This is a genomic window from Sediminibacterium sp. C3, assembly GCF_000508085.1.
Classification (GTDB): Bacteria; Bacteroidota; Bacteroidia; order Chitinophagales; family Chitinophagaceae; genus Sediminibacterium.
In genome coordinates this window covers 106,701-129,252 of sequence record NZ_KI669560.1, presented here as the reverse complement: position 1 = coordinate 129,252, position 22,552 = coordinate 106,701, and the positions used below count along the sequence as shown (strand labels likewise).

The window sequence follows — 22,552 nt, the reverse complement described above, 5'->3', positions numbered from 1 at the left end:
AGGGCAATTCTGCTGTAACGCTGAATTTTCCAAAGCTGGGCTACTGTAAACCTTTTCTTTGTTTTGTTTTCTACTCTTACACCAGTAGCAATAGTTTCATTCACTACCTGGGTTAAATTGTTCAGGGCTTTTTGATTAAGCTGAACCAGTGCGTTTGTGTTTGTCAGTTTCATGATAAGTATTTTTAATTGCTTTGTTTGATTAATTACTTTGACAACACAAAGATGGGGATATTTTTAGTACTATGCAACACATAGTACCTGATTTTTTTAGGTAATAGGTTGAGTTTAGATGTTGGTTTTGTATAATTAGCTGAAAATCAATGTTTTAATAATTTTCAGGATTTTAAGAAAGTGACAATCGGTTTTAAAAAAGGATGAATGGAGGCCTGCTATAAATGGGGTATAAATGCTCAGATACTATATATAGGTATGAATTCCCGGCATTGAGAATATATATATAAAAATGTAAGGGTTCTTTATTGATCAATTCAGTGAAGTCATTATTTAAATTTCAATCGTAAAAATACGATGAATTGAAATTATCTTCTTAGCTTTGTTCTATCGTATATAAACGATGAATTATGGCAGCACCTAAATTAGATGAGTTTTTAAAAACAGAACAGGAATTGGCATTGTTTGCCAAAGCGCTTTCGCATCCGGCCCGAATTGCTATATTAAAAGTACTCGCACAAAAGAATGAATGTGTGTGCGGAGAAATTGTAGATGTATTGCCATTGGCACAGTCTACCGTATCGCAACATTTAAAAGAATTAAAAGAAGCCGGTTTAATTAAGGGAACCGTTGAAGGACCCAGGAGTTGCTATTGCATTAATTGGAAAGCTTTTGAAAAATTCAATCAATCTTTTAATCAGTTATTTTCTAAACTTAAAGTACAACAGCAATCCTGTTGTTAAATCATTCAAATATTTAAAATTATATTTTATGCAAACCGAAGAACAATTAAAACAAATAGTAAAAGATAAATACGCAGAAATTGCGAATCAATCTGTTGCAGACAATAAAGCTTCCTGTTGTGGTGCTGGCGGATGCAGCACAGAAGTCTATAATATCATGAGTGATGATTATACCACGATGGAAGGGTACAATGAAAATGCAGATCTGGGATTGGGCTGTGGACTTCCAACACAGTTTGCTCAAATTAAAGCAGGTGATGTGGTAGTGGATTTGGGAAGTGGTGCTGGCAATGATTGTTTTGTTGCCCGGGCACAAACTGGTGAAAAAGGAAAAGTAATTGGTATTGATTTTACACCTGCCATGATTCAGAAAGCAAGAAATAATGCAGATGCCTTAGGATTTAATAATGTGGAATTTCGTGAAGGCGATATAGAACATATGCCATTGGGCGGAAATATAGCGGATGTGGTAGTGAGTAACTGTGTGTTGAATCTTGTTCCCAATAAGGATGGAGTGTTTAAAGAAATCTATCGTGTGTTAAAACCAGGTGGTCATTTCAGTATTTCCGATGTGGTAATTGTTGGCCAGCTGCCGGAAGCATTAAAGAAAGATGCTGAAATGTATGCAGGTTGTGTGGCAGGTGCAATTCAAAAAGATGTTTATCTGGAACTGATTCACTTGAATCATTTTGAAAATATCATTGTACAGAAAGAAAAACCTATAGTTATTCCGAATGATATTTTGAAAAATTATTTAACGGATACAGAGATAGCAGCTTTTAATAATGGAGGTTCAGGCATTTTTAGTATTACAGTATATGGAGAAAAACCAGGAACAGTAATAGTTGAAGATGCTACAGGTGTACAGGCCGCCAATACAAGCAGTTGTTGCACCCCGGGTGGTGGATGTTGCTAAATTAAAGTCATGCATAATGGCAAAAATTTATTCTGAATAAAATAATTGATAATGGAACATTGTGCACCTGTTGCCAACCGAAAAAGACTTTCCTTTTTAGACCAGTATTTAACAGTTTGGATTTTTTTAGCGATGCTTATTGGTGTTGGTATCGGATATTTTGTGCCCGGTATTTCTTCAAAAATTGAATCCTTCTCATCCGGAACAACCAATATACCGCTGGCTGTTGGGTTGATACTGATGATGTATCCTCCATTAGCTAAAGTGAATTATAACAAAATTGGCGAAGTGTTCAGTAATACGAAAGTATTGAGTCTATCCTTGTTATTGAACTGGGTAATTGGCCCCATATTGATGTTTTTTTTATCCATTGTTTTTCTGAAAGATTATCCTGAATACATGATTGGATTAATCCTGATTGGTTTGGCCAGGTGTATTGCCATGGTGGTGGTTTGGAATGACTTAGCGGAAGGCAATAGAGAGTATGCAGCAGGCCTGGTTGCCCTGAATAGCATTTTTCAGGTTTTATTTTACAGTTTCTATGCCTATTTATTTATTACATTCCTCCCACCTTATTTTGGCGTAAAAGGATTGAATGTAAATATCACTATTGGTGAAATAGCACAATCGGTTGGTATTTATCTGGGTATTCCTTTTGCTGCCGGTATCATCAGCCGTTTTGCTTTAATTAAATGGAAAGGAATGGATTGGTTTAATAATAAGTTTATCCCATTCATTTCTCCTGTTACGTTAATTGCTTTACTGTTTACCATTATACTTATGTTCAGTTTAAAGGGGCAATTAATTGTGAAAATTCCTATAGACGTTTTGCGTATAGCCATTCCGTTAGTTGTCTATTTTGCACTGATGTTTTTTATTAGCTTTTTTATTGGCAAAAAATTGGGAGCAGATTATTCCAGAAATACTTCAATTGCTTTCACTGCTACAGGAAATAATTTTGAATTAGCTATTGCAGTGGCTATAGGCGTTTTTGGAATTAACAGCGGGCAGGCTTTTGCAGGGGTTATTGGTCCCTTAGTAGAAGTGCCAGCTTTAATTGCATTGGTGAATCTGGCATTCTGGTTCAGAACAAAATGGTATAACTTAAATTAATCATTCATTCTTTAGTCATTTATTCGTTATGACAGCAGATCAAAAGCAAATAGTATTGACCGGTTTACAATTGTTCTTTAATAAAGCCGCATTAAATTTCAGTGAAATACCTGCAGAGCGAAAAATGGCCTTGGAAGAAATCAGTGCTTACATAAGAGCAAAGAAAAAAATTAATAAAAGAATTCAACTCACTTTTATCTGTACCCATAATTCCAGACGTAGTCATATATCTCAATTAATGGCACAAGCTGCTGCTGCTTATTACGGAGTTGATAATGTTTATTGCTATTCGGGGGGGACAGAAGTTACCGCATTTAATGTAAATGCAGTTCAGGCTCTGCAACAAATAGGATTTGAAATCATTGCTAAAGATCCTGGGAGTAACCCGGTTTATGAAGTTGTTTATGCCGCCAATGCCAGTAAATTGATGGCTTTTTCGAAACTATATACCCATGAGGCTAATCCTCAGAAGGAATATGGGGCTGTACTAACTTGTTCCAGCGCAGACGATTCTTGCCCGATTGTTCAGGGAGCCGATGGAAGATTCAAACTGCCCTATGAAGACCCCAAATTGTCCGATGGTACTCCTCAGCAAAATGAAGTTTATCTTGAAAGGAGTAAGCAAATTGGAATTGAAATGCTATATATTTTTTCTCAGGTTAAATAACCGTCAGTTCATAAAAATCTGAAGGATTCAGGTACTTTTTCGCGAGTTCCTGTAACTCTTCCGCTGTGGTTGATTTAATCGTTTGTACACTATTATAAAAATAGTTTTCATCCAGGTTGTTGAGAACATAATTCTTCCAACGTGCAATTAGCTGGAATGGCCCATCTAAATCGCCCAGAACTGTACCCAGCATATAATTTTTTACCAGGCTTAGTTCTTCTTCATCAATGAGTTCGTTCTGGAGTATTTCCATTTCCTTATATACTTCTGTAATGGTAGCTTCACAAACATCGCGACCGGCTTCGGTACTAATCATCCAGGCAGTTTCGCCAACATGATTTTGAATATAACTATGAATGCCATAAGTATATCCTTTGTCTTCTCTTATATTACTCATGAGTCTTGATCCGAAAAATCCACCAAAAACACTGTTTAGTATTTGTGTTTTCTGATAATCCGGATGATGTTTGTTCGGGAAGGGTCTGGCAATTCTGATTGCTCCCTGAACACCATTCTCATCATTAATAATCTGTTGCTTCTTTTCTATTGCAGGTTGCAGGTTATATTGAATATTCGGAATGGGTCTTTGTTGCAAAGGAAGCCCTCCAAAATAAGTATTCAATTGCTGTTGCAAATCAGATGGAATTTTTCCCGCTGTAAAAATGGTGCAATGCCCTTCTGCATAAAACCGGTTAAAATAGGCAATAAGCTCTTCTCTGTTCAGCTGGTCGTAATCGAGCGTAGAAGTATATTTTCCATAGGGATGATGAAAACCATAAATATATTCATCAATCAATCGGTTGGCAATGAAATCACATTTCTTTAAACTAACCGATAATTTTTGTTTCTGGTTTTGTTTGTAGGTGGCCAGTTCTTCTTCGGGGAAAATTGATTCCGTTATTAGTTCTGCTACCACTGGCAAAAGTTCATTGATATGTTTGGCCAGACAATGCAGCGTAATAGTAGCTGTTTCATTGTAACAGGCACGGTTCAGGTAAGCCCCGTGAAATTCAAAATGATCGTTGATCTGATACGCAGTTTTATTGCTGGTTCCATTTTTCAATAAAAAGTTAGTGGTGCCAGCAACAATGTTTTTTTGCTCGAACCAGTTACCTGCTTTGAATACCCATTCAATCATCAGTACATCCTGCGTGCCGGCATTCATGCTATATACCGGTACCTGATTGTCTAACTGATACTGTTCGCATTTTCTCAGTTTTAAATCAAAGCTAACTGCATCAACTATGGAAGGTTGTATATTTCTATCTAACATGGAATCATTTCTTTATTTAGCCAGGTAATGGAGCGTGTTGCTATTGCTTTCCCTGAAAATATTTTTACTGTACTGCTGAATATCCTGCGAATTAATTTCCTGGTATTTTTCCAGTTCAGTATTCATCAGTGATGCGTCTCCCAATAATTCGTACATGGCCAGGCTACTTGCTCTGCTCATGATACTCATATCTTCAAATGCAATTACACTCTCGGTTTTATTTTTCACTTTGGTTAATTCGGCAATGGGAACCAGGTTTTCCTGTAATTGATGCAACTGCTCTGATATAGCCTGTTCTGCTTTGTGGATATCCACTCCTTTCACCAGCTTGCCTTCAATGGTTAACAAACCAGCATCCATACTTCCGAAATGGTAGCAATCCAGATTAGAAAATAATTTCTGTTCTTTTACCAATGACTGATATAATCGCGAAGAAGCACCCCCGCCCAGTATTTCTGTAATTAAGTCAGCTGCATAATATCCTTTTTCTAAACGGGCATCCATATGCCATGTTTTAACAAAAGCATCCAGTGGCACATTGGCTTCAATGGTTTTTCTTCTTGCCTGATCCTGGATGGGTTCCTGTGGCAAGCAGCGGATGTATTTCTCTCCCATTTCAATGGGGCCAAACCACTTTTCTGCCAGCCTTTTTATTTCTTCGGTTTTTACATTTCCGGCTACCACCAGAATGGCATTTACCGGACGATAATGTTTAAAGAAGAAATTTTTTACATCATCAATATGCGCATTTTCTACATGACTCAATTCCTTGCCAATGGTCATCCACTGATAAGGATGAACGGTGTAGGCCAACTCGCGCATATGTTTCCAAACATCGCCATATGGTTTGTTGATATAATGCTCTCTGAATTCTTCGCAAACCACTTTTCGCTGAACAGCCAGGCTTTTCTCACTGAAGGCCAAACTAAGCATGCGATCACTTTCCAGCCAGAATGCCGTTTCAATATTTTGTGCCGGCAACTGACAATAATAATTGGTTAAATCATTGGTAGTATAAGCGTTATTGTCTCCACCGGCTCTTTGTAAAGGTTCGTCGTAGTCCGGAATATGAACGCTGCCGCCAAACATAAGGTGCTCAAATAAATGGGCAAATCCGGTTTTGGAAGGGTTTTCATCTCTTGCACCCACATCGTACAATACATTCACAACTGCCATCGGAGTAGCGGTATCTTCATGAACCAGAACGGTTAAACCATTGTCCAGTGTAAATCGGTTATAGTCTATCATAGCTATCTGTAAAAGGATGCAAATTAGGGTATCTTATTTACTTCCGGATGTCTTTCACCTGCATGTTCAATAGTACAGGAATATTGTTTCTTAAAACAATTACTTTTATTTTCCTATTGAATTCTGAAACAGGTTTTTATAAGCCTGTATATTATTGGAAGTATTGTTTTCGATGGAGAAAATAATATCGTCTGTTTTAAAGCCCGCTTTATCACCCGGAGATCCTTCAATGATATCAATCACTTTAATCTGACCATCAATTAAATAAATACCCAGCCCTGTATAGCTGTAATCGAATGGGTCATTGAAATGGTTATTGGGCTTTAAGTGGATTCTCTGCTCGGGATAGTTCAGGGTAATATTGAATCTTCTTAATAAGTCGTTGCCAATTAATCCACCCAAAGTGGGATAATTGGTAACATTATAGTCATCTTCAAAAATATGAACAGGAACTTTTTTGAATTTGTAGTTTCCAATTTTGATGGATTTCATTACGGCAATTTCCATTTGCTTTTTGCCTCCCAACCCTTCCGCCTGGGTTAAAAAAAACTTTCTTTTGCTCTTAAATACCAGACTGTCATCTACAAAATCTCTGGAGAGCAGGAAACACAAGCCAGCTCCGGTATCAAATATATATCTGCTCAAGAGCGTTTTGCTGTCCTGAATAGTTGCCTGCATCAGCGGCAGGGTGCTGAAATTGGGTCTGATCAATTGCCCTCCTTTTGGGTATTTAAATCGCCCCGGAGCATACACTTCCATTACTCTTTTATCAAAATCCAGGTGAACTATATACCTTCTTAAAAAACTGTAACCAATAATTCCATCTATTTTAATTCCGTAAACACTGGTTAATAAGTCGTAGTTGTTGATGTGAAAATCCAATTGTTTTACCTGAATTCCGGGCATATTAAGGATATGGTCATAGGCAAAAGCAACTTTTTTAATTCCGGCAATGCCTCTGATGGATTTCTCGGACTGCTGGGTAGGAATTTTTAGTTTCTCTACGGTAGTGGAATCCAGTGAAATACCTCCGCTACCGGTATCCAAAACAAAATTTAATGAATCTGAATACTGATCCAGCTGGGCTTTTAAGATAATTATGCCCCCGCTTAACTGAAAAAAGGGCACTTTGGTAATAAAACGGGCATCCGGTGGCACAAATTCTTCCTGTGCGCTTAACTGAAGAGACCCCAACAGCAGTATGATGGAAAAAATTTTTTTCACGGTCTAGTAATTTAATCCGTTTTTACGCAAAATGAAGAATTATTTGATAACCCTGCTGTTTTGTTGATATCGGCGGCGATGAACCATATCTGTGTTAACTTTGTTGCTTATACAATTATGATGGAATTAGCCAATTTATACCAGAAAGCACTTGATTTTTCGTTTTTGACTGTAGAAGAGGGGATGTTTTTGTTTGAACATGCTCCTCTGGCAGATTTAATGCATATAGCCGATGAACTGCGCAAGAAGCAGGTTCCTCACGGAAAAGTAACCTGGCAAATCGACCGGAACGTCAATACTACCAATGTTTGTATTGCCAATTGTAAGTTTTGTAATTTCTACAGAATACCGGGACATGCGGATGCCTATATCACGGATATGCCTACCTATAGGAAAAAGATTGAAGAGACCCTGAAATATGGTGGTGACCAGCTTCTATTACAGGGTGGACACCATCCTGAATTAGGATTGGACTTTTACACAACCACCTTCCGTCAGATTAAAAATGAGTATCCAACCATCAAATTGCATGCGTTGGGACCACCCGAAGTGGCACATATTGCCAAATTAGAAAAAATGAGTCACCACGATGTGTTGAAAGCATTGAAAGAAGCAGGGCTGGACTCTTTGCCGGGTGCTGGTGCGGAGATACTGGTGGATCGGGTACGCCGATTGATTTCCAAAGGTAAATGTGGTGCAGACGAATGGCTGGCCATTATGCACGAAGCGCACAAACTGGATATCACCACCAGTGCTACCATGATGTTCGGACATGTGGAAACCATTGAAGAAAGATTTATACACCTGGAAAAAATAAGAGCGGTTCAGGCCATGAAACCTGCCGATGCAAAAGGATTTCTGGCATTTATTCCATGGACCTTCCAGGACGTAGATACCCTGTTAACTAAAATCAGAGGGGTTCAGAACCTGACCACTCCGGATGAATACATGCGAATGATTGCCATCAGCCGTATTATGCTCCCTAATGTGAAAAATATTCAGGCCAGCTGGTTAACGGTAGGGAAGGAAACAGCACAATTGTGTTTACATGGAGGAGCCAACGATTTCGGATCCATCATGATTGAGGAAAATGTTGTGAGCGCAGCAGGTGCCCCCCATCGCTTCACCTATAAAACCATACAGGAAGCCATTCGAGAAGGAGGATTTGAACCTCAGCTAAGAAATCAGCAATATGAGTGGAGAGAGATTCCAGCAACAATAGAGGAACAAACGATCAATTATTAATAAGCGTAATTGTTATAAATTCAATTAACTTTAGAACAAATTTCACTCTATAGTATTGAATTTTATTAAATGAACATTTTCGAATCCGTAATCTGCCATGATTACACGGTCGTAAGAACGCATCGTGAAATGTTAGCCATTAAAACCAATGGTATACATATGGTAGGTCTTGCGTGGGTTTGTAATGTACTTTCTCTGCTGGGCCTGGGAATTGTTTATCTCTTAATGACTAATCAAAGTGAACAGGTATACGAGATTCTTGCAATAATCAGATACTGGGAGTTAGCCGGCAGACTGGGTATCCTTATTTTTTTAGCCTTGGTGTATTTTATGAGCTTTGGGGCATACGGGGGCAAAGCTATATTCGTAGACATTATTAAAAGATTCAGCAAATTAGAAGAAGAAGAGAAGCATGCAGTGGCCAAAAGAGGGGGCAGGTATTTCTATTTTTCGCTGTTGTTTTTCTTTATTGTTGCAGGTGTGGTTGTTTATTTAATTAAGTACGTGTATTAATGTTATGACTGTTTTTGGTGCCATTATCGCTCACAATTTTCTTTGGTGTCAGTACAGGAACAGGCCTGGATTGGCCAAAACGCAAGGCCCCTTCATGGTAGGTATTGTATGGGTTGCCAATGCACTTAGTCTTTTCGGAATTTACCTCTATACCCAGATGGACATTTACCGGTCCAAAGATACCCTGGTGCTAAACCGATTCATGTGGGAATGGTTACAGGCTTTCAAATTGTCCCTTTTTTTAGGATCGCTGCTGGTTTTTTTATTAGGATATTTTTTTTACAGAATACGAACTGTTTATCAGCAAATCATTGCAGAAACGCTAAGTTACCCGGAGGAAAGACAAAAAAGGATTGGTAAAAGTGGTTTCCGCTATTTTATTGGGTCATTAGTGGTACTCATTCTTATTTATGCAGTACTAATCTGGTTATTTGTTCGCTGGGGCTTTCTGGATGTATTTCAGCAATCTACCAATTAAGGAGATTTATCCCCTTTTGTACCAATTTGGTAAGCCCGCATAGCCCTTTGCTTCTAATTTTATGAAAATTTTTCGGCATCTGTAACATTACGGCGCTTAATCCGTATAACAGATACAAAACCACTAACTGTTTCAATTTGTATGACCGAGTTTGAGTACAATGAATGTGTAAATAATCATGCCGATGGCCTTTTCAGGTTTATCGTGAAGAACCTTCGGCACGAGGAAGACGCCAGAGATATTGTACAGTCGAGTTTTGAAAAGCTCTGGAAAAACCGGGATCAGGTAGAAGCAGAAAAGTCAAAATCTTACTTGTTTACCGTGGGATACAATCAGATGATTGATCATATCCGGAAAAACAAAAGAGTTCATTTACAAGAAGCATTTGAAGAGCAAACTGGTGTTCACTATCAGCCTCATGCGGGAATCAGAAAAACCTTGATGGAAGCTTTGAACAGACTGAATGAAACCCAGAAAAGTCTGGTAATGCTGAAAGATTATGAAGGCTATAGCTACGAAGAAATTGGTAAGATTATGAGCTTAAGCGAGAGTCAGGTAAAAGTTTATCTGCACCGCGCCAGGCTTACTTTAAAAAACTATCTGGTTAGCGCCGAAAATATTTTATAATGATTGTTATTAACCGAAATAATTACGAAAGCTACTTTCTACTTTATGTAGACAGGGAACTCAGTTCTGAGGAGAATGAGGCTGTAGAGCGGTTTGTAGCAGAGAATCCCGACATTGCCGAGGAGTTAACATTATTACAAAACACTCTGTTGCAACCAGAGGAAACCCTGGTATTTAAGGGTAAGGAAGTTTTATTAAAAAAAGAAGGTCAGGATATTTCACTTAATAATTATGAAGAATGGTTCTTGCTTTACACAGATAATGAATTGTCAGATGAACATAAAACACAGGTAGAGCTTTTTGTTTTACAACATCCAACATTGCAAAGAGAATTTGAGTGGCTGCAACAGACCCGTTTGCCTGTGGAGAAGCTGGTTTTCTCTAATAAGGAAATTTTATACAAAAAAGAAACATCCGGAAAGAGCCCTGTTTTTTATATGCGTTGGATGCGTTATGCCGCAGCAGCAGCGGTAATCGGTATCATGGCAACTGTCTGGATGCTTGCGCCAACGAATACTTTAAAAGCGCCATTAGAAGTTGGGGGAGCAGAACCGGAGCTGGTAGGAACTTCCGATAAATCTACTGGTCAGGGAGAAAGCACTGGTCAGGGTTCCAATGGAAACACAGTTGACCAACGCTTTGGAAAACAAGAAGATGGGGCTAGCTATTCTACTGTAAAAATTATTAATGCAGACAATCAGGCGGTAAAAGCCAGTAATAAAATGAATCAAGGGCAGGTAGCAACTTCGGTTGTAGCCAATAACAACCCGATCATTAAAATGGTAGAAACGGTACCGGCACGGAATCAGGGGGAAGCCCTTACTGTAAATAGTTCGGTATCTAATCAGCCTAATACATCTGTGCCGTTGGTAAATACAGAAAAAGTAGTTCCTGTAATGGCAGCAGTTGAAAAGCCGTTGATTGCTGAATCACCGGAAGAGAAAGCAGAAGCTGCTCCGGAAGAATCTAAGCCAGTGTACACAGCGCTGGATGATTCTGATGAAGATAAAAGTCTTTATATAGGTGCTTTGGAAATTAATAAAGACAGGCTTCGCGGACTGTTCAGAAAAGCAGGAAATATTTTCCGCTCAAGGGCAAAGCAAAATGAAGAAGACGGCAGACCAAGAAAATAATCAGTAAACATAAAGCAAACAATATGAAAAGCATCGTAAGTATGGTTGCAATGGTATGCATTGCAGTAGCGGGAAATGCACAATCAAGTTCAGAAACCGATACCATTAAAGTTGGAAATTTTGTTATCATTAAGAAAAAAGGAACTGACGATAACAGCGCGGGATCAGTAAGAATTAATAAAGACAACTACAATCTACTTAGGGTAGAAAGAAGACCAGCCAAACGTAAAAATCTTAGCACCAACTGGTGGATACTCGACCTTGGTTTTGCCAATATGCGCGACAATACAGATTATGGCTATGCGCAGGCGGGTTCTTATTTCAGAACCTTCAGACCGCAGGATGGTCCTGTTAATGAGAACAGTTATCGTTTGAACACAGGTAAGTCTTCTAACGTGAATCTTTGGTTCTTTATGCAAAAATTAAATGTGAGCAAGAATGTGCTGAATCTGAAATACGGTCTGGGTTTAGAAATGTATAATTTCAGATACGACTCCAGATTAAGCTATAATAATGATCCTACCCCTTATGTATTTAATGATTCTATCGGGTTTACAAAGAATAAGTTATATGCTGGTTACCTGACTGTTCCATTCATGATTAATATTAATACTACCCCTGATAAGCGCAAAGGATTCAGCTTTAGTGCCGGTGTGAGTGCAGGCTACCTGATTGCCAGCCGAAACAAGCAGATCAGCGCAGAAAGAGGTAAGGTAAAAGAAAAGGCAGATTTCTATATGGAACCCTTCCGCTTGGCTGCCATTGGTGAAATAGGTCTTGGCCCGGTTCGATTGTACGGATCTTATAGTCTGAATAAATTACAAAAAGATGTAACCCGTTTGGAACAATACCCTTTTGTGGTGGGGGTAAGATTGAGTACCTGGTAATATTTTGCCCAAAGTTTTATCTTTGTTAAGGGAATTTGAATTAACAGTTGAGGCACAATTCAAAGGATTAATTTACGTTTCTTAGTCAGATACTATGAAAAGGGCAATCTACTGGACACTATTTTTAACTGGTTTTACCCTGACCACATCTTTCAGAAAACACAGGGTGTTGGATCCTTCCAAAGCAGATAAGGATACTTATTCTGTCTATATTATCAAGAGCGAATACGAGCTTAAGATTTATGATAAGGAAGGAGAGTGGCTGGCAACTTATCCGGTTGTTTTTGGTAGCAAAGATTTGGGAGACAAGCTATACCAGGGAGACAGAAGAACCCCCGAAGGAGTATTTCATATAACCGGAAAACGTAAACATGCCAGGTGGGAAAGATTCATGTTGATAGACTATCCTACTGCTGAAAGCTATGCCAAATTCAATCAGCGTAAAGCATTAGGTATTATTCCCCCAAATGCAAAAATTGGTGGAGAAATAGGAATTCACGGAACGGTACCCCACGATGATTTTGCAATTGATGAATACAGAAACTGGACAGAGGGTTGCATCAGTACCAAAAACAAATATGTACAGGAATTATTTGAAATGCTGCCAGTTGGAACCAGAGTAGAAATCAGGCGCTAATTTGATAGACCGTGATATTTTGATTATCACAACAGAATGCTGAATTAATTTTTTTTAAATGAAATATAAAAGCCCCGACCAGTTGGCCGGGGCTTCTTATTTTAATTCTGCAAATAAGGCTGATTATATTTTGTATCCATTGTCTGCTATCAGACGATCTGAAATTCTTCTGCGTGCATCTTTGGTATTGAATGGTTCTACCTTGGTAAAACGCTTCAGTCCAATATGCATCATTCGAAGTTCATCGCCTTCTGCAAAGCTGTTCAATGCATCTTTACCTGCTTTGTTTATGCGGTCAGCTGCATCATACAAATAGGTGCGCATGATATCATTTTGTGTTGCAACTGCTGCGTCTCCTTTTAAAGAAGCCAGTTTCATAACACGCATCAATGCACTTTCTGCATGGAAAACTTCAATGGCCATATCTGCAATATTCATTAAAATTTCCTGCTCCTTGTCTAATTGCATCATTAGCTTTTGAACAGCAGCTCCTGCAACCATTAAAATGGCTTTTTTGAAGTTAGCAATGGCTTTCAATTCTTTTGCATAAGTACCTTCTTCTTCCGATCCGAAATCAGGAATACTCATCAGTTCTTTTTGAACAGCCATAGCGGGTCCCATTAAATCAAGTTTACCTTTCATGGCACGCTTCAATACCATATCTACGGTTAACAAACGATTGATTTCGTTGGTTCCTTCATAAATTCTATTTATTCTGCTGTCTCTGTAAGCTCTTGAAATATCGTATTCATCAGAGAAACCGTTTCCTCCGTGAATTTGCACTCCTTCGTCTACTACATAATCCAAAACTTCACTACCGTAAACTTTTAAGATGGCACATTCTATAGCATATTCTTCTGCTGCACCTAACAGGGCTTCAGCAAAGGACTTGCCACTGGCAGCAAGTTCATGTTCTTTATCATCAATCCATTTGGCAGAACGATAAAGGGCAGATTCACAAACCCATAAGCGAATGGCCATTTCAGCCATTTTGTGACGAATTGCGCCAAACTTGGCAATGGGTAATTTAAACTGCTCTCTGGTTTTTGCGTACTGAACCGAAGTATCGGTTGCTCTTTTTGCACCGCCTAATGTTGCTGCGCATAATTTTAATCGACCAATGTTAAGGATATTGAAGGCAATGATATGTCCTTTGCCAATTTCGCCCAGTACATTTTCAACAGGTACTTTACAATCCTGGAAATACAGCTGAACGGTAGAAGAACCTTTGATTCCCATTTTGTGTTCTTCGGGCCCTTGTGTGAATCCTTCTGTGCCACGATCAACAATAAATCCGGTGAATTTATCACCATCAATTTTTGCAAATACGGTGTACACATCAGCAAAACCACCATTGGTAATCCAGCATTTTTGGCCATTTAAAATATAATATTTTCCGTCTTCGCTTAACTTGGCAGTGGTCTTTGCACCCAATGCATCACTACCACTATTGGGCTCTGTTAATCCATAAGCGCCCTTCCACTCCCCACTGGCCAGCTTGGGAATGTACTTTTGTTTCTGTGCTTCTGTTCCAAAATATAAAATAGGCAATGAACCAATACCGGTATGTGCTGCTACTGCAACAGAGAAGGAATATCCTCCACCCATTCCCTCATTAACAATAGTAGAGGTAATAAAGTCCTTGCCCAAGCCACCATATTCTTCCGGGAAAGAAGTAGACAGTAACCCTTGTTCGCCGGCTTTGTTCATTAATGAGGCAACTAGTCCAGGCTCCATTTTATCAATGCGGTCTACAATGGGTAATACTTCTGTGTCTAAAAACTGATGGCACATATCCATCACCATCTGCTGTTCCTCATTGAAATCCTCAGGAATAAAAGTTTCATGGGGATTGCTTTCCTTGATGATCCATTCTCCACCCAACAGGGCTTTTGTTTTGTTTGTGGCTTCCATCGTTAATTGTTTAATGTATTTATAAAGTTCTTAATTCAGTTGTTCTACCGGTGTTAAGGTTAGGTTATCGTATACGCGCTGAAAAACCGATTTAACAATTTCAATTTCTTTCTTATCCACTCCTACCAATGCTTCCGCCATGGTTTGGTTGGCCAGGTCAATGGTAATTTGCTGAAGGTCTTTGGCCGCCTCTGTTAGTTGAACCAGGTTGATTCTTCTGTCGGTGGGAGAAGCTACTCTTTTTACCAGTTGTTGTTTTTCTAAATTGTCTATTAAGCGGGTGATACTGGGTTTGTCTCTGAAAGTTCTGTTACAGAGTTCCTGCTGGCTCAGTCCGTCTTCCTTCCATAAATGGTATAAAACGCTCCACTGCTCAATCGTGATTTCTAATCCCGCATTGCGGAAATTTTTCTGTAATCTTCTGGCCACGGCAGTAGAAGCCATCCCATTGATGACGCTGTATAATTCTCCTCTTTTAAAATGGTTGTTTGGCATATAGTTAGTTATGCAACTAATTCAAAGTTGACCCGTTTCTTTCATAAAACCAAGAATTCGGGGATAAAATTTGAATGAAACTTTAGGGTTGCTAGGTTTTTAACTAACTGTTTTATTGGAATAGATTGATTTTCTTTGCTGTAATGGAGGCATGGTTTCTTATTATTGGGGTAATACTGGCCGCTTTGTACAGCGGGTTAATCTGGCTGTACCGATTTTGGTTTAATCGGCTAAAGCCATTTGAAGCCAATTCCCAGCTGCTGCAAACCCCTGTTTTTTTCTCTGTAATTGTTCCAGCCAGAAATGAATCAGAACGTATTGAAGCCTGCCTACAAAGCATTCTTCGGCAACAATATCCTTCAGACTGCTATGAAATTTTAGTGGTGGATGATTTTTCAACTGATGATACGGCTGCCAAAGTGAGCAAGCTGGCAGTAAAATTTCCACAGGTGAAATTGATTTCACTGCAGGATTTTTATCAGGATGGGAATCAGCTCGCGTATAAGAAAAAAGCAATTGAACTGGCCATTTCGAAAAGTAAGGGTACCTGGATAGTTACAACGGATGCGGATTGTATTGTGCCTGCTTTGTGGTTGCAGCATTTTAATGCCATGATTGCCAAAGAGAATCCGGTTTTTATTGCTGCACCGGTAATGTTTTCTAACAATGGAAAGTTCAGTGGCATTTTTCAATTGCTCGATTTTATGAGTTTACAGGGGATTACAGCTGCTGCTGTATCGGCCGGCTCGCATACCATGTGCAATGGAGCTAATCTGGCTTACAGCAAACAGGCATTTGAGCAGGTGGGGGGATTCAGGGGGATAGATCATCTGGCCAGTGGAGACGATATGTTGCTCATGCATAAAATGAAAAGGGAGTTTGGCAATCGCTTATCTTATTTATTTTCAGCGCAGTCGATTGTGCTAACAGATCCCATGCCCAATTGGAAACAATTTTTGCACCAGCGCATCCGTTGGGCCAGCAAAGCCAGTTATTATGAAGACAAGGGTATATTGCTGGTACTTTGGCTGGTATATCTGCAGAATGCGATGTTATTTGCCGGACTGATTGCCAGTTTGTTTTATCCTGCTTTGTTTCCCAATGTACTTTTACTGATAGGAATTAAAACTTTTGCTGAGTTGGGATTCCTGTTACCAGTTGCCCATTTTTTTCAACTGAAAAAATGGTTGCTGTATTTTCCTTTGATGCAACCATTCCATATTGTATACACAGTAATTGCCGGCTGGCTAGGTAAGTTTGGATCTTATCAATGGAAAAGCAGGAAGGTTCAATAATCCCGCTGATGGTTTTTTTTATTCGTCTTATCCGGGAACCATGCATAAATAAATAAACCTGCAAGTATAAAAGGGGCCATTAGTAGTCTGAACATTTTCACTCTTCCGTTTCAATATTAGATACCAAATCTATTCCTGTGTTTATCCCTTTTTGCTTAATTATTGATTAAAATCAGCACAAATCGGTCAGTAGCTGTTTTGTCCTGCTTAACTCGCAATGGAGGATTGTTCTCTCTTCAATAATTGCTGTAACGTAAGCACAATTCCGGTACACAACCAAAATAATCCTCCGATTTTATCGGTTTCAATCAGGTCACTTGTACCATTCAGGGAAGCAATCATTAGGATAACTATGCCTGTACCTAAAGAGATCATCCGGTAATAGTTTTGCTGAAAACGGTGATACATTTTTTGTGTCTCCAGAATTAAATACATCAGGAAACTCCCGAAAATAATCAGGGCTGGAATGCCTTGCTCCACAGCCAGCAACAAGTAATAATTATGTACAGTGGAATGTTCGGGATTATTGCTTACCCATGTTTTAAATGGGGCTATGGTATAGGGTTGATAGGCAGGATAAAAACTGTTTGCCCCAAAACCTGTGATTGGTTTTTCTTTAATCATTCTAAAACCAGCAACCCATCGGTGAAACCTCTCTGCATTGGAAATGTCTTTTAAACCAACCGTTGCGGATAAATGTGCAGAGAAATTTTCATGGAAAATGGTTTCATCGTGTTCGGGTGCGAATGCTAAAAAACGATTATTGTTTATTAAAAGTGCAAGGCTAATACAAGCAATAATCAATCCGGTAAATAAAATTTGACCCATCCGGTTTTTGCGGATGCCATAATAGCCAATCATGCCAACCACCAATGCCAGCCAGGCTCCTCTGGAATAAGCAAAGAACAGGGCCGCTAGTCCGGTAATTAAAGCAATTTTTACATATTTTTTTTGGGTAGCATGGTCTGTAAAATAATGAATTAACCAGCCTGCAGGTAATAAGCAAACCAGCATGGCAGAATAGTTTACATGGTTTCTGAAAAAAGGCGCCATTGCTTTTTTTATGGCCACAAATTCAAAGCCGTACAAACCATGTCTGACTATCGCCTGCACAATAATGAACAGCATGGGAATGCATAGCAACAATGCCAGCTTTTTAAAATTGGGTTTATGTACATGAATCCAGGCGGTTAAAAAAACAAGCGGTAGTATATACCAGATTTTGGCAAGTATAAATTTGGTAGCCAGCCATGCATTCTCTGCATAACACATGCTGATGAACATCCAACAAAAATATACGGCTAGCCATTTTCCTATCAGCGTGTTAAACAGGGAGCGATAATGTCCGGGTTGATAAAGGAAAGAGCCCAGGAGGAGCAGGGTTAATAAAATGAGCAGGGGTTCTCCGGGTAAATCTAAGCCCAGTGAAGGAGTGAAATTAAATTCAGTAGAAAGGGGCAGTACGAATAAGTAACACCAGTACAATTGCTCTGTGTTTTTCGTAATCCATTGTGTTACTGGTAGGGTAGTAATCAGAACAAAGGGAACCATTAGCCAAAGCGGTTCTTTCCAGCAAATGGCAGCAAAGCAACACAATGCATAAATGCCTGTAGCAATTGCCCAAAGCCATTTTTGATGGATTTTGGTGAGCATTTAAAAGGTTCTGGGTTGATTGCTTGCTAAGATTAATACAATGCTGAAAAGCATTCCTGATAATGCGGCCAAAGGCAGTATAACAGCAAGGTCTGGCCAGCTCTTCTTTGCCGGAGGGCTTGCTTTCTCAACTACAATAATGGCGGCGGGTGTGGTGGAAGCCGCTATATCTGTTTCTATTTTGAGTTCTTTGAATGAATTGATTTGTTTTAACAAGGCTTCAGATTCAGATTTATAAATTGCGGCCTCTTTGTTTTGTTCCGCTGTCATTAGCAGGTATTGTTTCTTAAGCGCATTCAGGTTGCTGTCTAGTTGTAACCCAATTTGGGAATACATGTTTTTCCAGATTGCCTGCAATGAATTACCAGTTTGAGTAGCCATATAATTGGCTATAGCGGCAGCGGTGTCTCTGTTTTGATGAGTGCTGCGAATAATTAGTTCGTTGTTAACCGATTTGCCAATCCAGATATCTTTTTTAAATTTTTCCAGTGCTTTGAATTCGGCGAGTAGTGTATCTTTCTCGTTAATGCTATAATAGTTCTCCAACTTAAATTGTCTGATAACCTGTTTTAAGCTGGTATCGGTTTCTGCTATACTTAATAAACGATCTACATCGTCTCCATTTCCAAAAAAGGAGTATAAATGCTGTATGGAGGAATTCATGAGACGGGCTTTATCTGCCAGCACTGAATTGCCGGGAAGCAATTTGGTTGTAGCGGTATATTCCGGTTTTATCAGCAAACTAAATCCACCTGCAGCCACAGTTGAAAGAAAGGAGAATAATAGAATTGTTTTCCATCTTTTAATTAATAGATTGCTTAGTTCTTCAATATTGAAAGTTGCGGTTTTCATGGTTGATTAATTAATTAGGACTAACAACTACATTTCTATCCAGACTTTCTTCCAGTGAAATAAAAGTTTCTGTTCTTTCAATGCCTTTTATTTTCTGAAGTTCATCGTGCAATACAAATCGCAATTCCTGAATATCCTTGCAAACAATTTCTGCAAACATGCTGTAATTGCCGGTTGTGTAGTTTAACCGTACAATCTGTTTGATCTTTTTAAGCTCTTTGGCTACGGAATCGTACAAAGAACTTTTTTCCAGATAAATTCCAATAAAAGCAATTACATCATAGCCCAGCGATTTGAGGTCTACAGATAATTTTTTACCTTTCACTACTTTTAGTTCTTCCAGTTTTTTTATTCGTACATGGATGGTACCACCCGAAACGAATAATTTCTTGCCTAAATCTGCGTAGGAGATTTCAGCATCCTCCATCATTTCCTGAATAATCTGGAAATCGAGTTTGTCAAGATTCAATTTAGTGGTCATTTTGCCGCTTTTATTTAAATAATATTCAAATTTATGCCTTATTATTTAGATAATATCTATATTTTATTGAAAATGTTTGAAAAATAATCAATCAATGTCTTTTTGTATTAATTTTGATTTATCAAAGTAACAAATTAGTTCTTTTTACTGTGGGGTGATGAAATTTTTGGCAGACATACCCTCTTGTCTCGGGGGTGAGGATAACAGGATAAACGTAGTGTAGAGCCGTTTCGGTAGCAATATTGGAACGACCAGGGTCGACCACTGAACTTTGCGCTATAGCTAACTGCCTCGTGGAGGTTCGATCCCTCCCCCTACAGCATTAAATAGCCCCGGCTCAATGGAGACCGGGGCTATTCTATTTAGAACGTTTCAGGTTTAATTATTCCTTATTTCAAGCGCATCCTCCATCCTGCATACAACATTCTTCCATTGATGGGTCCCCAAACCAGCGAGGCATCAAAATACGGACTGAACGGATTGGCGGCGGATACAATCACCCCCTGCTGAAAAAAGTTGGTCAGGTTTTCGGCACCTATATAAAAATCCATATGCTTATTCTTACCAACGGTCTTGCTAATTTGTGCTGCCATCAGGTAAAAATCGGGCGACTGGGTTTCCCGCTGAAAAGCAACAGGGTTGCTTGCGGTTGAAGGAATTCTTTTTTGTCCATTATAGGTAATGGTGTAGTTGAATTTCCAGTTGTTCTCGGTTGTGTAATCCAAACTCAGGAAAGCACGATGCTGCGATACAAAGGGTCTTTGCAGCAATTCATTTCCATAAGTTGTTTTTACATCGAAAAAGCGATAGGCCATTTTTACTTCCAACTGGCTGATGGGCTCCATGCTGATTTCGGTTTGAAAACTATTGGAATAAGACTTGCCTTTTAAATTATAAAAACGAATTTCATTGGTTGTTTCCAGATCAGTGACTACCTGATTGGTGAAATCATTTCTGTAGAAATCAATGGCAAGGTTTGCTTTTCTGTTAAACAATCTGAATGACTGATCAAAGCTGATGCCCCTGTTCCAGGCAATTTCAGGATCGAGCCCGTAGGCTTTTCCTGCAACGCCACCAATAATATTGAGCTGTCTTGCACTCACCAGAATGCCGGTATTCTCTGCAAAAATATTGGCAGTGCGTTGTCCTCTTCCTGCACTGAATCGGAAAATACTTCCTTTCACGGGTTCGTATCTGATATGCAATCTGGGTGTTGCAAATGCACCAAACAAACTATTGTAATCTCCTCTGATACCAGCTACTACACTAAATTTTTCTGTAGGTGTATAGGTATATTCAAAGAAAGCTCCGCTAACGGTTTCTGTGCGTTTATATGGATTCACATTAAACACTTCGTCATAGGAATCATGCTGCAAACTCATTCCTGTACGGAACTTATGATTGGTATTGCCAATGATGCTCTGATAAATCAGGTTGCTGTAAAAACTATTCTGCTTTGCATTGTAAGTGGTTTTACCAAAATAAGAATCCTGATCATGACGAATGGCTGCAATTTGTAAACCAATGCTCTTGTATACTTTTTGCGGAAATACATATCCAATTTTGGCAAATCCCTCATAGCGGTTAACATTGATTCCCAAACCATAAATACTGTTCGAGTTCTGGTGACGATTTGGATCAAAATTAGTTTGGCCACCTGTTTTATTGTCCTTCATTACTTTGAATCCGAATTGTGCCATCCACCCTTTTGAATCATTGTACTGGTATCTGTTTACCATACTAAACTGGTTGCCGGTTGGCAAATCTCTAAAGCCATCTTTATTGAAATCTATATTGGCATTGTTTAAAAAGTTATCGTGCAATAACAGGCCTGCAGACCATTTGCTACTGAGCTGTGTTTGCAGATTCAGGTTTAAATCGGTTTTACCAAATTCATTGATATACATATTCGCCAATAGTCTTTCACCAACACCCGGCTTCTTTAATTCTACATTAATTTGTCCGGCAATGCTTTCAAATCCATTGGCAACTGAACCTACTCCCTTGGTTAATTGAATAGATTCAATCCAGGGACCTGCAATAGAGTTCAATCCAAGCGGCGTGGCTAATCCCCTTGGGCCTGGTAAATTTTCTACGGTTAGCTGTGTGTAATTACCACTAAGGCCCAACAATTGAATTTGCTTGGAACCTGTAACCGCATCGTTATAGGAAACATCCACTGAAGGGTTGGTTTCAAAGCTCTCACTCAAATTACAACAGGCTGCTTTTAATAATTCTTTAGCTGTCATAATTTCTGAGCGAATGGGGCTGATGGTGCTGATATAACTAGACCTTCGAGTGTTCGTAACGGTTACATTGTGTAAAGCTTTGTCATCTGCTAAGATCACTTTGAGAGTAGAAGGATTGTCTACCCTGAATGTGTCTGCCTTGTATCCTATATAACTAATGATTAGTTGGTTGGATGCATTGTTTAATGGTATACTAAAATAACCCAGGCTATCGGTAAGTACTCCTCGCTCTGTATTGAGCCATTTTATGCTTGCCTGAAATAATGGATTGAACTGTCCCTTTTTATCTGCTTCCAATACAATACCTCTTACTTCATCTGTATTGATATTTTCAGCTTCATGTGCCTTCTTTCCTTCGTCACGGTAATGACAACATTCGGGTAAAGCATTATAGACATTGTTCTTTGCTTTTTTATTCAGCAGGTCGTGTCCGGCTTCTACAATTCTGTCTTTGATTTTATTCAGGTTGGCGATGGTCGGGAAATATTGCAGCGTCAGTATTTTAGAATCAATATCCCATTCTGCCTTTTGTACGCCCTTTCCTTTGGCCGCTTCTTCAATTCTTTCCTTACACATTTCACAGGCACCTTCTACCCTGAATTGAACGCTTGTATAACTAGTATCTGTAGCTGTTTTGTTAGTTGATTGCTGAGCACTTAGGGTAATACTTACCATCATCAGTGCCATTAAACCTATTATGTAATTTTTCATCTTCTTCTGTTTGAAAAGTTCCCGA

The 22,552-nt window shown here is 39.0% G+C and carries 21 protein-coding genes; 12 read left to right on the top strand and 9 right to left on the bottom strand.

The genetic code is table 11. From position 1 onward, the window contains the following. The first annotated feature begins 583 nt into the window (after positions 1 to 583). From F777_RS0100585 to F777_RS0100570, 4 genes are read left to right on the top strand one after another with little or no spacing between them, the layout of a single operon-like run. Complete coding sequence (locus F777_RS0100585) at positions 584 to 916, top strand: ArsR/SmtB family transcription factor (protein WP_026750343.1); 333 nt, start codon at positions 584 to 586, stop codon at positions 914 to 916. A gap of 28 nt (positions 917 to 944) precedes the next feature. Further along, a complete protein-coding gene (locus F777_RS0100580) occupies positions 945 to 1,832 on the top strand; it encodes an arsenite methyltransferase (RefSeq protein WP_026750342.1) in 888 nt (295 codons plus the stop codon). Between the two features lie 51 nt (positions 1,833 to 1,883). Continuing rightward, positions 1,884 to 2,945, top strand: coding sequence for an ACR3 family arsenite efflux transporter (gene arsB, locus F777_RS0100575; RefSeq protein WP_037368975.1), 1,062 nt, complete (start codon positions 1,884 to 1,886; stop codon positions 2,943 to 2,945). A 28-nt stretch (positions 2,946 to 2,973) separates the two neighbouring features. Beyond that, complete coding sequence (locus F777_RS0100570) at positions 2,974 to 3,612, top strand: low molecular weight phosphatase family protein (protein WP_051408332.1); 639 nt, start codon at positions 2,974 to 2,976, stop codon at positions 3,610 to 3,612. Here F777_RS0100570 and F777_RS0100565 read toward each other — a convergent pair. The 3 genes from F777_RS0100565 to F777_RS15155 form a co-directional block, all read right to left on the bottom strand. Next, the gene (locus F777_RS0100565; protein WP_026750339.1) at positions 3,605 to 4,885 is read right to left on the bottom strand and encodes a M16 family metallopeptidase; all 1,281 of its coding nucleotides are present in this window, start codon (positions 4,883 to 4,885) and stop codon (positions 3,605 to 3,607) included. The genes F777_RS0100570 and F777_RS0100565 overlap by 8 nt on opposite strands. Before the next feature lie 12 nt (positions 4,886 to 4,897). Continuing rightward, on the bottom strand, positions 4,898 to 6,133 hold the full coding sequence (locus F777_RS0100560; RefSeq protein ID WP_026750338.1) for a M16 family metallopeptidase: 1,236 nt from the start codon (positions 6,131 to 6,133) through the stop codon (positions 4,898 to 4,900). Between the two features lie 105 nt (positions 6,134 to 6,238). Continuing rightward, on the bottom strand, positions 6,239 to 7,357 hold the full coding sequence (locus F777_RS15155; protein WP_152530821.1) for an aspartyl protease family protein: 1,119 nt from the start codon (positions 7,355 to 7,357) through the stop codon (positions 6,239 to 6,241). Between the two features lie 78 nt (positions 7,358 to 7,435). Here F777_RS15155 and mqnC point away from each other — a divergent pair, with 78 nt between their 5' ends. The 7 genes from mqnC to F777_RS15150 all read left to right on the top strand — a co-directional run bounded on the left by mqnC (position 7,436) and on the right by F777_RS15150 (position 12,877). Further along, the gene (gene mqnC, locus F777_RS0100550; RefSeq protein WP_235785871.1) at positions 7,436 to 8,602 is read left to right on the top strand and encodes a cyclic dehypoxanthinyl futalosine synthase; all 1,167 of its coding nucleotides are present in this window, start codon (positions 7,436 to 7,438) and stop codon (positions 8,600 to 8,602) included. Positions 8,603 to 8,671: 69 nt separating this feature from the next. Then, positions 8,672 to 9,115 carry a hypothetical protein gene (locus F777_RS0100545; protein ID WP_152530820.1) on the top strand — a complete coding sequence of 148 codons (444 nt, stop codon included), beginning with the start codon at positions 8,672 to 8,674 and terminating at the stop codon, positions 9,113 to 9,115. A gap of 4 nt (positions 9,116 to 9,119) precedes the next feature. Beyond that, the gene (locus F777_RS0100540; protein ID WP_026750335.1) at positions 9,120 to 9,593 is read left to right on the top strand and encodes a hypothetical protein; all 474 of its coding nucleotides are present in this window, start codon (positions 9,120 to 9,122) and stop codon (positions 9,591 to 9,593) included. A 141-nt stretch (positions 9,594 to 9,734) separates the two neighbouring features. Continuing rightward, positions 9,735 to 10,220, top strand: a complete 486-nt coding sequence (locus F777_RS0100535) for an RNA polymerase sigma factor (RefSeq protein WP_026750334.1) — start codon at positions 9,735 to 9,737, stop codon at positions 10,218 to 10,220. Then, positions 10,220 to 11,353: an anti-sigma factor gene (locus F777_RS0100530; protein ID WP_026750333.1), complete on the top strand. Its 1,134-nt coding sequence runs from the start codon at positions 10,220 to 10,222 to the stop codon at positions 11,351 to 11,353. Before F777_RS0100535 ends, F777_RS0100530 begins: the two co-directional genes overlap by 1 nt. Positions 11,354 to 11,376: 23 nt before the next feature. Next, the gene (locus F777_RS0100525) at positions 11,377 to 12,240 is read left to right on the top strand and encodes an outer membrane beta-barrel protein (RefSeq protein WP_152530819.1); all 864 of its coding nucleotides are present in this window, start codon (positions 11,377 to 11,379) and stop codon (positions 12,238 to 12,240) included. 94 nt (positions 12,241 to 12,334) lie between these two features. Continuing rightward, positions 12,335 to 12,877 carry a L,D-transpeptidase family protein gene (locus F777_RS15150; RefSeq protein WP_051408331.1) on the top strand — a complete coding sequence of 181 codons (543 nt, stop codon included), beginning with the start codon at positions 12,335 to 12,337 and terminating at the stop codon, positions 12,875 to 12,877. Between the two features lie 123 nt (positions 12,878 to 13,000). Here the strand turns inward: F777_RS15150 and F777_RS0100515 are convergent, their stop codons facing one another. After that, positions 13,001 to 14,791, bottom strand: coding sequence for an acyl-CoA dehydrogenase family protein (locus F777_RS0100515; protein WP_026750331.1), 1,791 nt, complete (start codon positions 14,789 to 14,791; stop codon positions 13,001 to 13,003). Positions 14,792 to 14,821: 30 nt separating this feature from the next. Further along, on the bottom strand, positions 14,822 to 15,286 hold the full coding sequence (locus tag F777_RS0100510) for a MarR family winged helix-turn-helix transcriptional regulator (RefSeq protein ID WP_026750330.1): 465 nt from the start codon (positions 15,284 to 15,286) through the stop codon (positions 14,822 to 14,824). A gap of 143 nt (positions 15,287 to 15,429) precedes the next feature. Between F777_RS0100510 and F777_RS0100505 the strand changes: the two genes are divergently transcribed. Next, the gene (locus F777_RS0100505) at positions 15,430 to 16,581 is read left to right on the top strand and encodes a glycosyltransferase (protein ID WP_026750329.1); all 1,152 of its coding nucleotides are present in this window, start codon (positions 15,430 to 15,432) and stop codon (positions 16,579 to 16,581) included. Between the two features lie 207 nt (positions 16,582 to 16,788). Here the strand turns inward: F777_RS0100505 and F777_RS0100495 are convergent, their stop codons facing one another. The 4 genes from F777_RS0100495 to F777_RS0100480 form a co-directional block, all read right to left on the bottom strand. Then, the gene (locus tag F777_RS0100495) at positions 16,789 to 18,234 is read right to left on the bottom strand and encodes an O-antigen ligase family protein (RefSeq protein ID WP_026750328.1); all 1,446 of its coding nucleotides are present in this window, start codon (positions 18,232 to 18,234) and stop codon (positions 16,789 to 16,791) included. After that, entirely contained in the window at positions 18,235 to 19,086 is an 852-nt protein-coding gene (locus F777_RS0100490; RefSeq protein ID WP_026750327.1) for a Wzz/FepE/Etk N-terminal domain-containing protein, read from the bottom strand. Between the two features lie 10 nt (positions 19,087 to 19,096). Beyond that, on the bottom strand, positions 19,097 to 19,567 hold the full coding sequence (locus F777_RS0100485; protein ID WP_026750326.1) for an Lrp/AsnC ligand binding domain-containing protein: 471 nt from the start codon (positions 19,565 to 19,567) through the stop codon (positions 19,097 to 19,099). A 389-nt stretch (positions 19,568 to 19,956) separates the two neighbouring features. Continuing rightward, a complete protein-coding gene (locus F777_RS0100480) occupies positions 19,957 to 22,527 on the bottom strand; it encodes a TonB-dependent receptor domain-containing protein (RefSeq protein ID WP_026750325.1) in 2,571 nt (856 codons plus the stop codon). Between the last annotated feature and the right edge of the window lie 25 nt (positions 22,528 to 22,552).

Bases quoted from the DNA above. Each gene is read 5' to 3' on its own strand.
- F777_RS0100585 (WP_026750343.1), top strand. From the start codon at position 584: ATGGCAGCACCTAAATTAGATGAGTTTTTAAAAACAGAACAGGAATTG.
- F777_RS0100505 (WP_026750329.1), top strand. From the start codon at position 15,430: ATGGAGGCATGGTTTCTTATTATTGGGGTAATACTGGCCGCTTTGTAC.
- F777_RS0100565 (WP_026750339.1), bottom strand. From the start codon at position 4,885: ATGTTAGATAGAAATATACAACCTTCCATAGTTGATGCAGTTAGCTTT.
- F777_RS0100495 (WP_026750328.1), bottom strand. From the start codon at position 18,234: ATGCTCACCAAAATCCATCAAAAATGGCTTTGGGCAATTGCTACAGGC.
- arsB (WP_037368975.1), top strand. From the start codon at position 1,884: ATGGAACATTGTGCACCTGTTGCCAACCGAAAAAGACTTTCCTTTTTA.
- F777_RS0100580 (WP_026750342.1), top strand. From the start codon at position 945: ATGCAAACCGAAGAACAATTAAAACAAATAGTAAAAGATAAATACGCA.
- F777_RS0100525 (WP_152530819.1), top strand. From the start codon at position 11,377: ATGAAAAGCATCGTAAGTATGGTTGCAATGGTATGCATTGCAGTAGCG.
- F777_RS0100570 (WP_051408332.1), top strand. From the start codon at position 2,974: ATGACAGCAGATCAAAAGCAAATAGTATTGACCGGTTTACAATTGTTC.
- F777_RS0100515 (WP_026750331.1), bottom strand. From the start codon at position 14,791: ATGGAAGCCACAAACAAAACAAAAGCCCTGTTGGGTGGAGAATGGATC.
- F777_RS15150 (WP_051408331.1), top strand. From the start codon at position 12,335: ATGAAAAGGGCAATCTACTGGACACTATTTTTAACTGGTTTTACCCTG.
- F777_RS0100485 (WP_026750326.1), bottom strand. From the start codon at position 19,567: ATGACCACTAAATTGAATCTTGACAAACTCGATTTCCAGATTATTCAG.
- F777_RS0100560 (WP_026750338.1), bottom strand. From the start codon at position 6,133: ATGATAGACTATAACCGATTTACACTGGACAATGGTTTAACCGTTCTG.
- F777_RS0100545 (WP_152530820.1), top strand. From the start codon at position 8,672: ATGAACATTTTCGAATCCGTAATCTGCCATGATTACACGGTCGTAAGA.
- F777_RS0100510 (WP_026750330.1), bottom strand. From the start codon at position 15,286: ATGCCAAACAACCATTTTAAAAGAGGAGAATTATACAGCGTCATCAAT.
- F777_RS0100540 (WP_026750335.1), top strand. From the start codon at position 9,120: ATGACTGTTTTTGGTGCCATTATCGCTCACAATTTTCTTTGGTGTCAG.
- F777_RS0100480 (WP_026750325.1), bottom strand. From the start codon at position 22,527: ATGAAAAATTACATAATAGGTTTAATGGCACTGATGATGGTAAGTATT.
- F777_RS0100535 (WP_026750334.1), top strand. From the start codon at position 9,735: ATGACCGAGTTTGAGTACAATGAATGTGTAAATAATCATGCCGATGGC.
- F777_RS0100530 (WP_026750333.1), top strand. From the start codon at position 10,220: ATGATTGTTATTAACCGAAATAATTACGAAAGCTACTTTCTACTTTAT.
- F777_RS0100490 (WP_026750327.1), bottom strand. From the start codon at position 19,086: ATGAAAACCGCAACTTTCAATATTGAAGAACTAAGCAATCTATTAATT.
- mqnC (WP_235785871.1), top strand. From the start codon at position 7,436: ATGAACCATATCTGTGTTAACTTTGTTGCTTATACAATTATGATGGAA.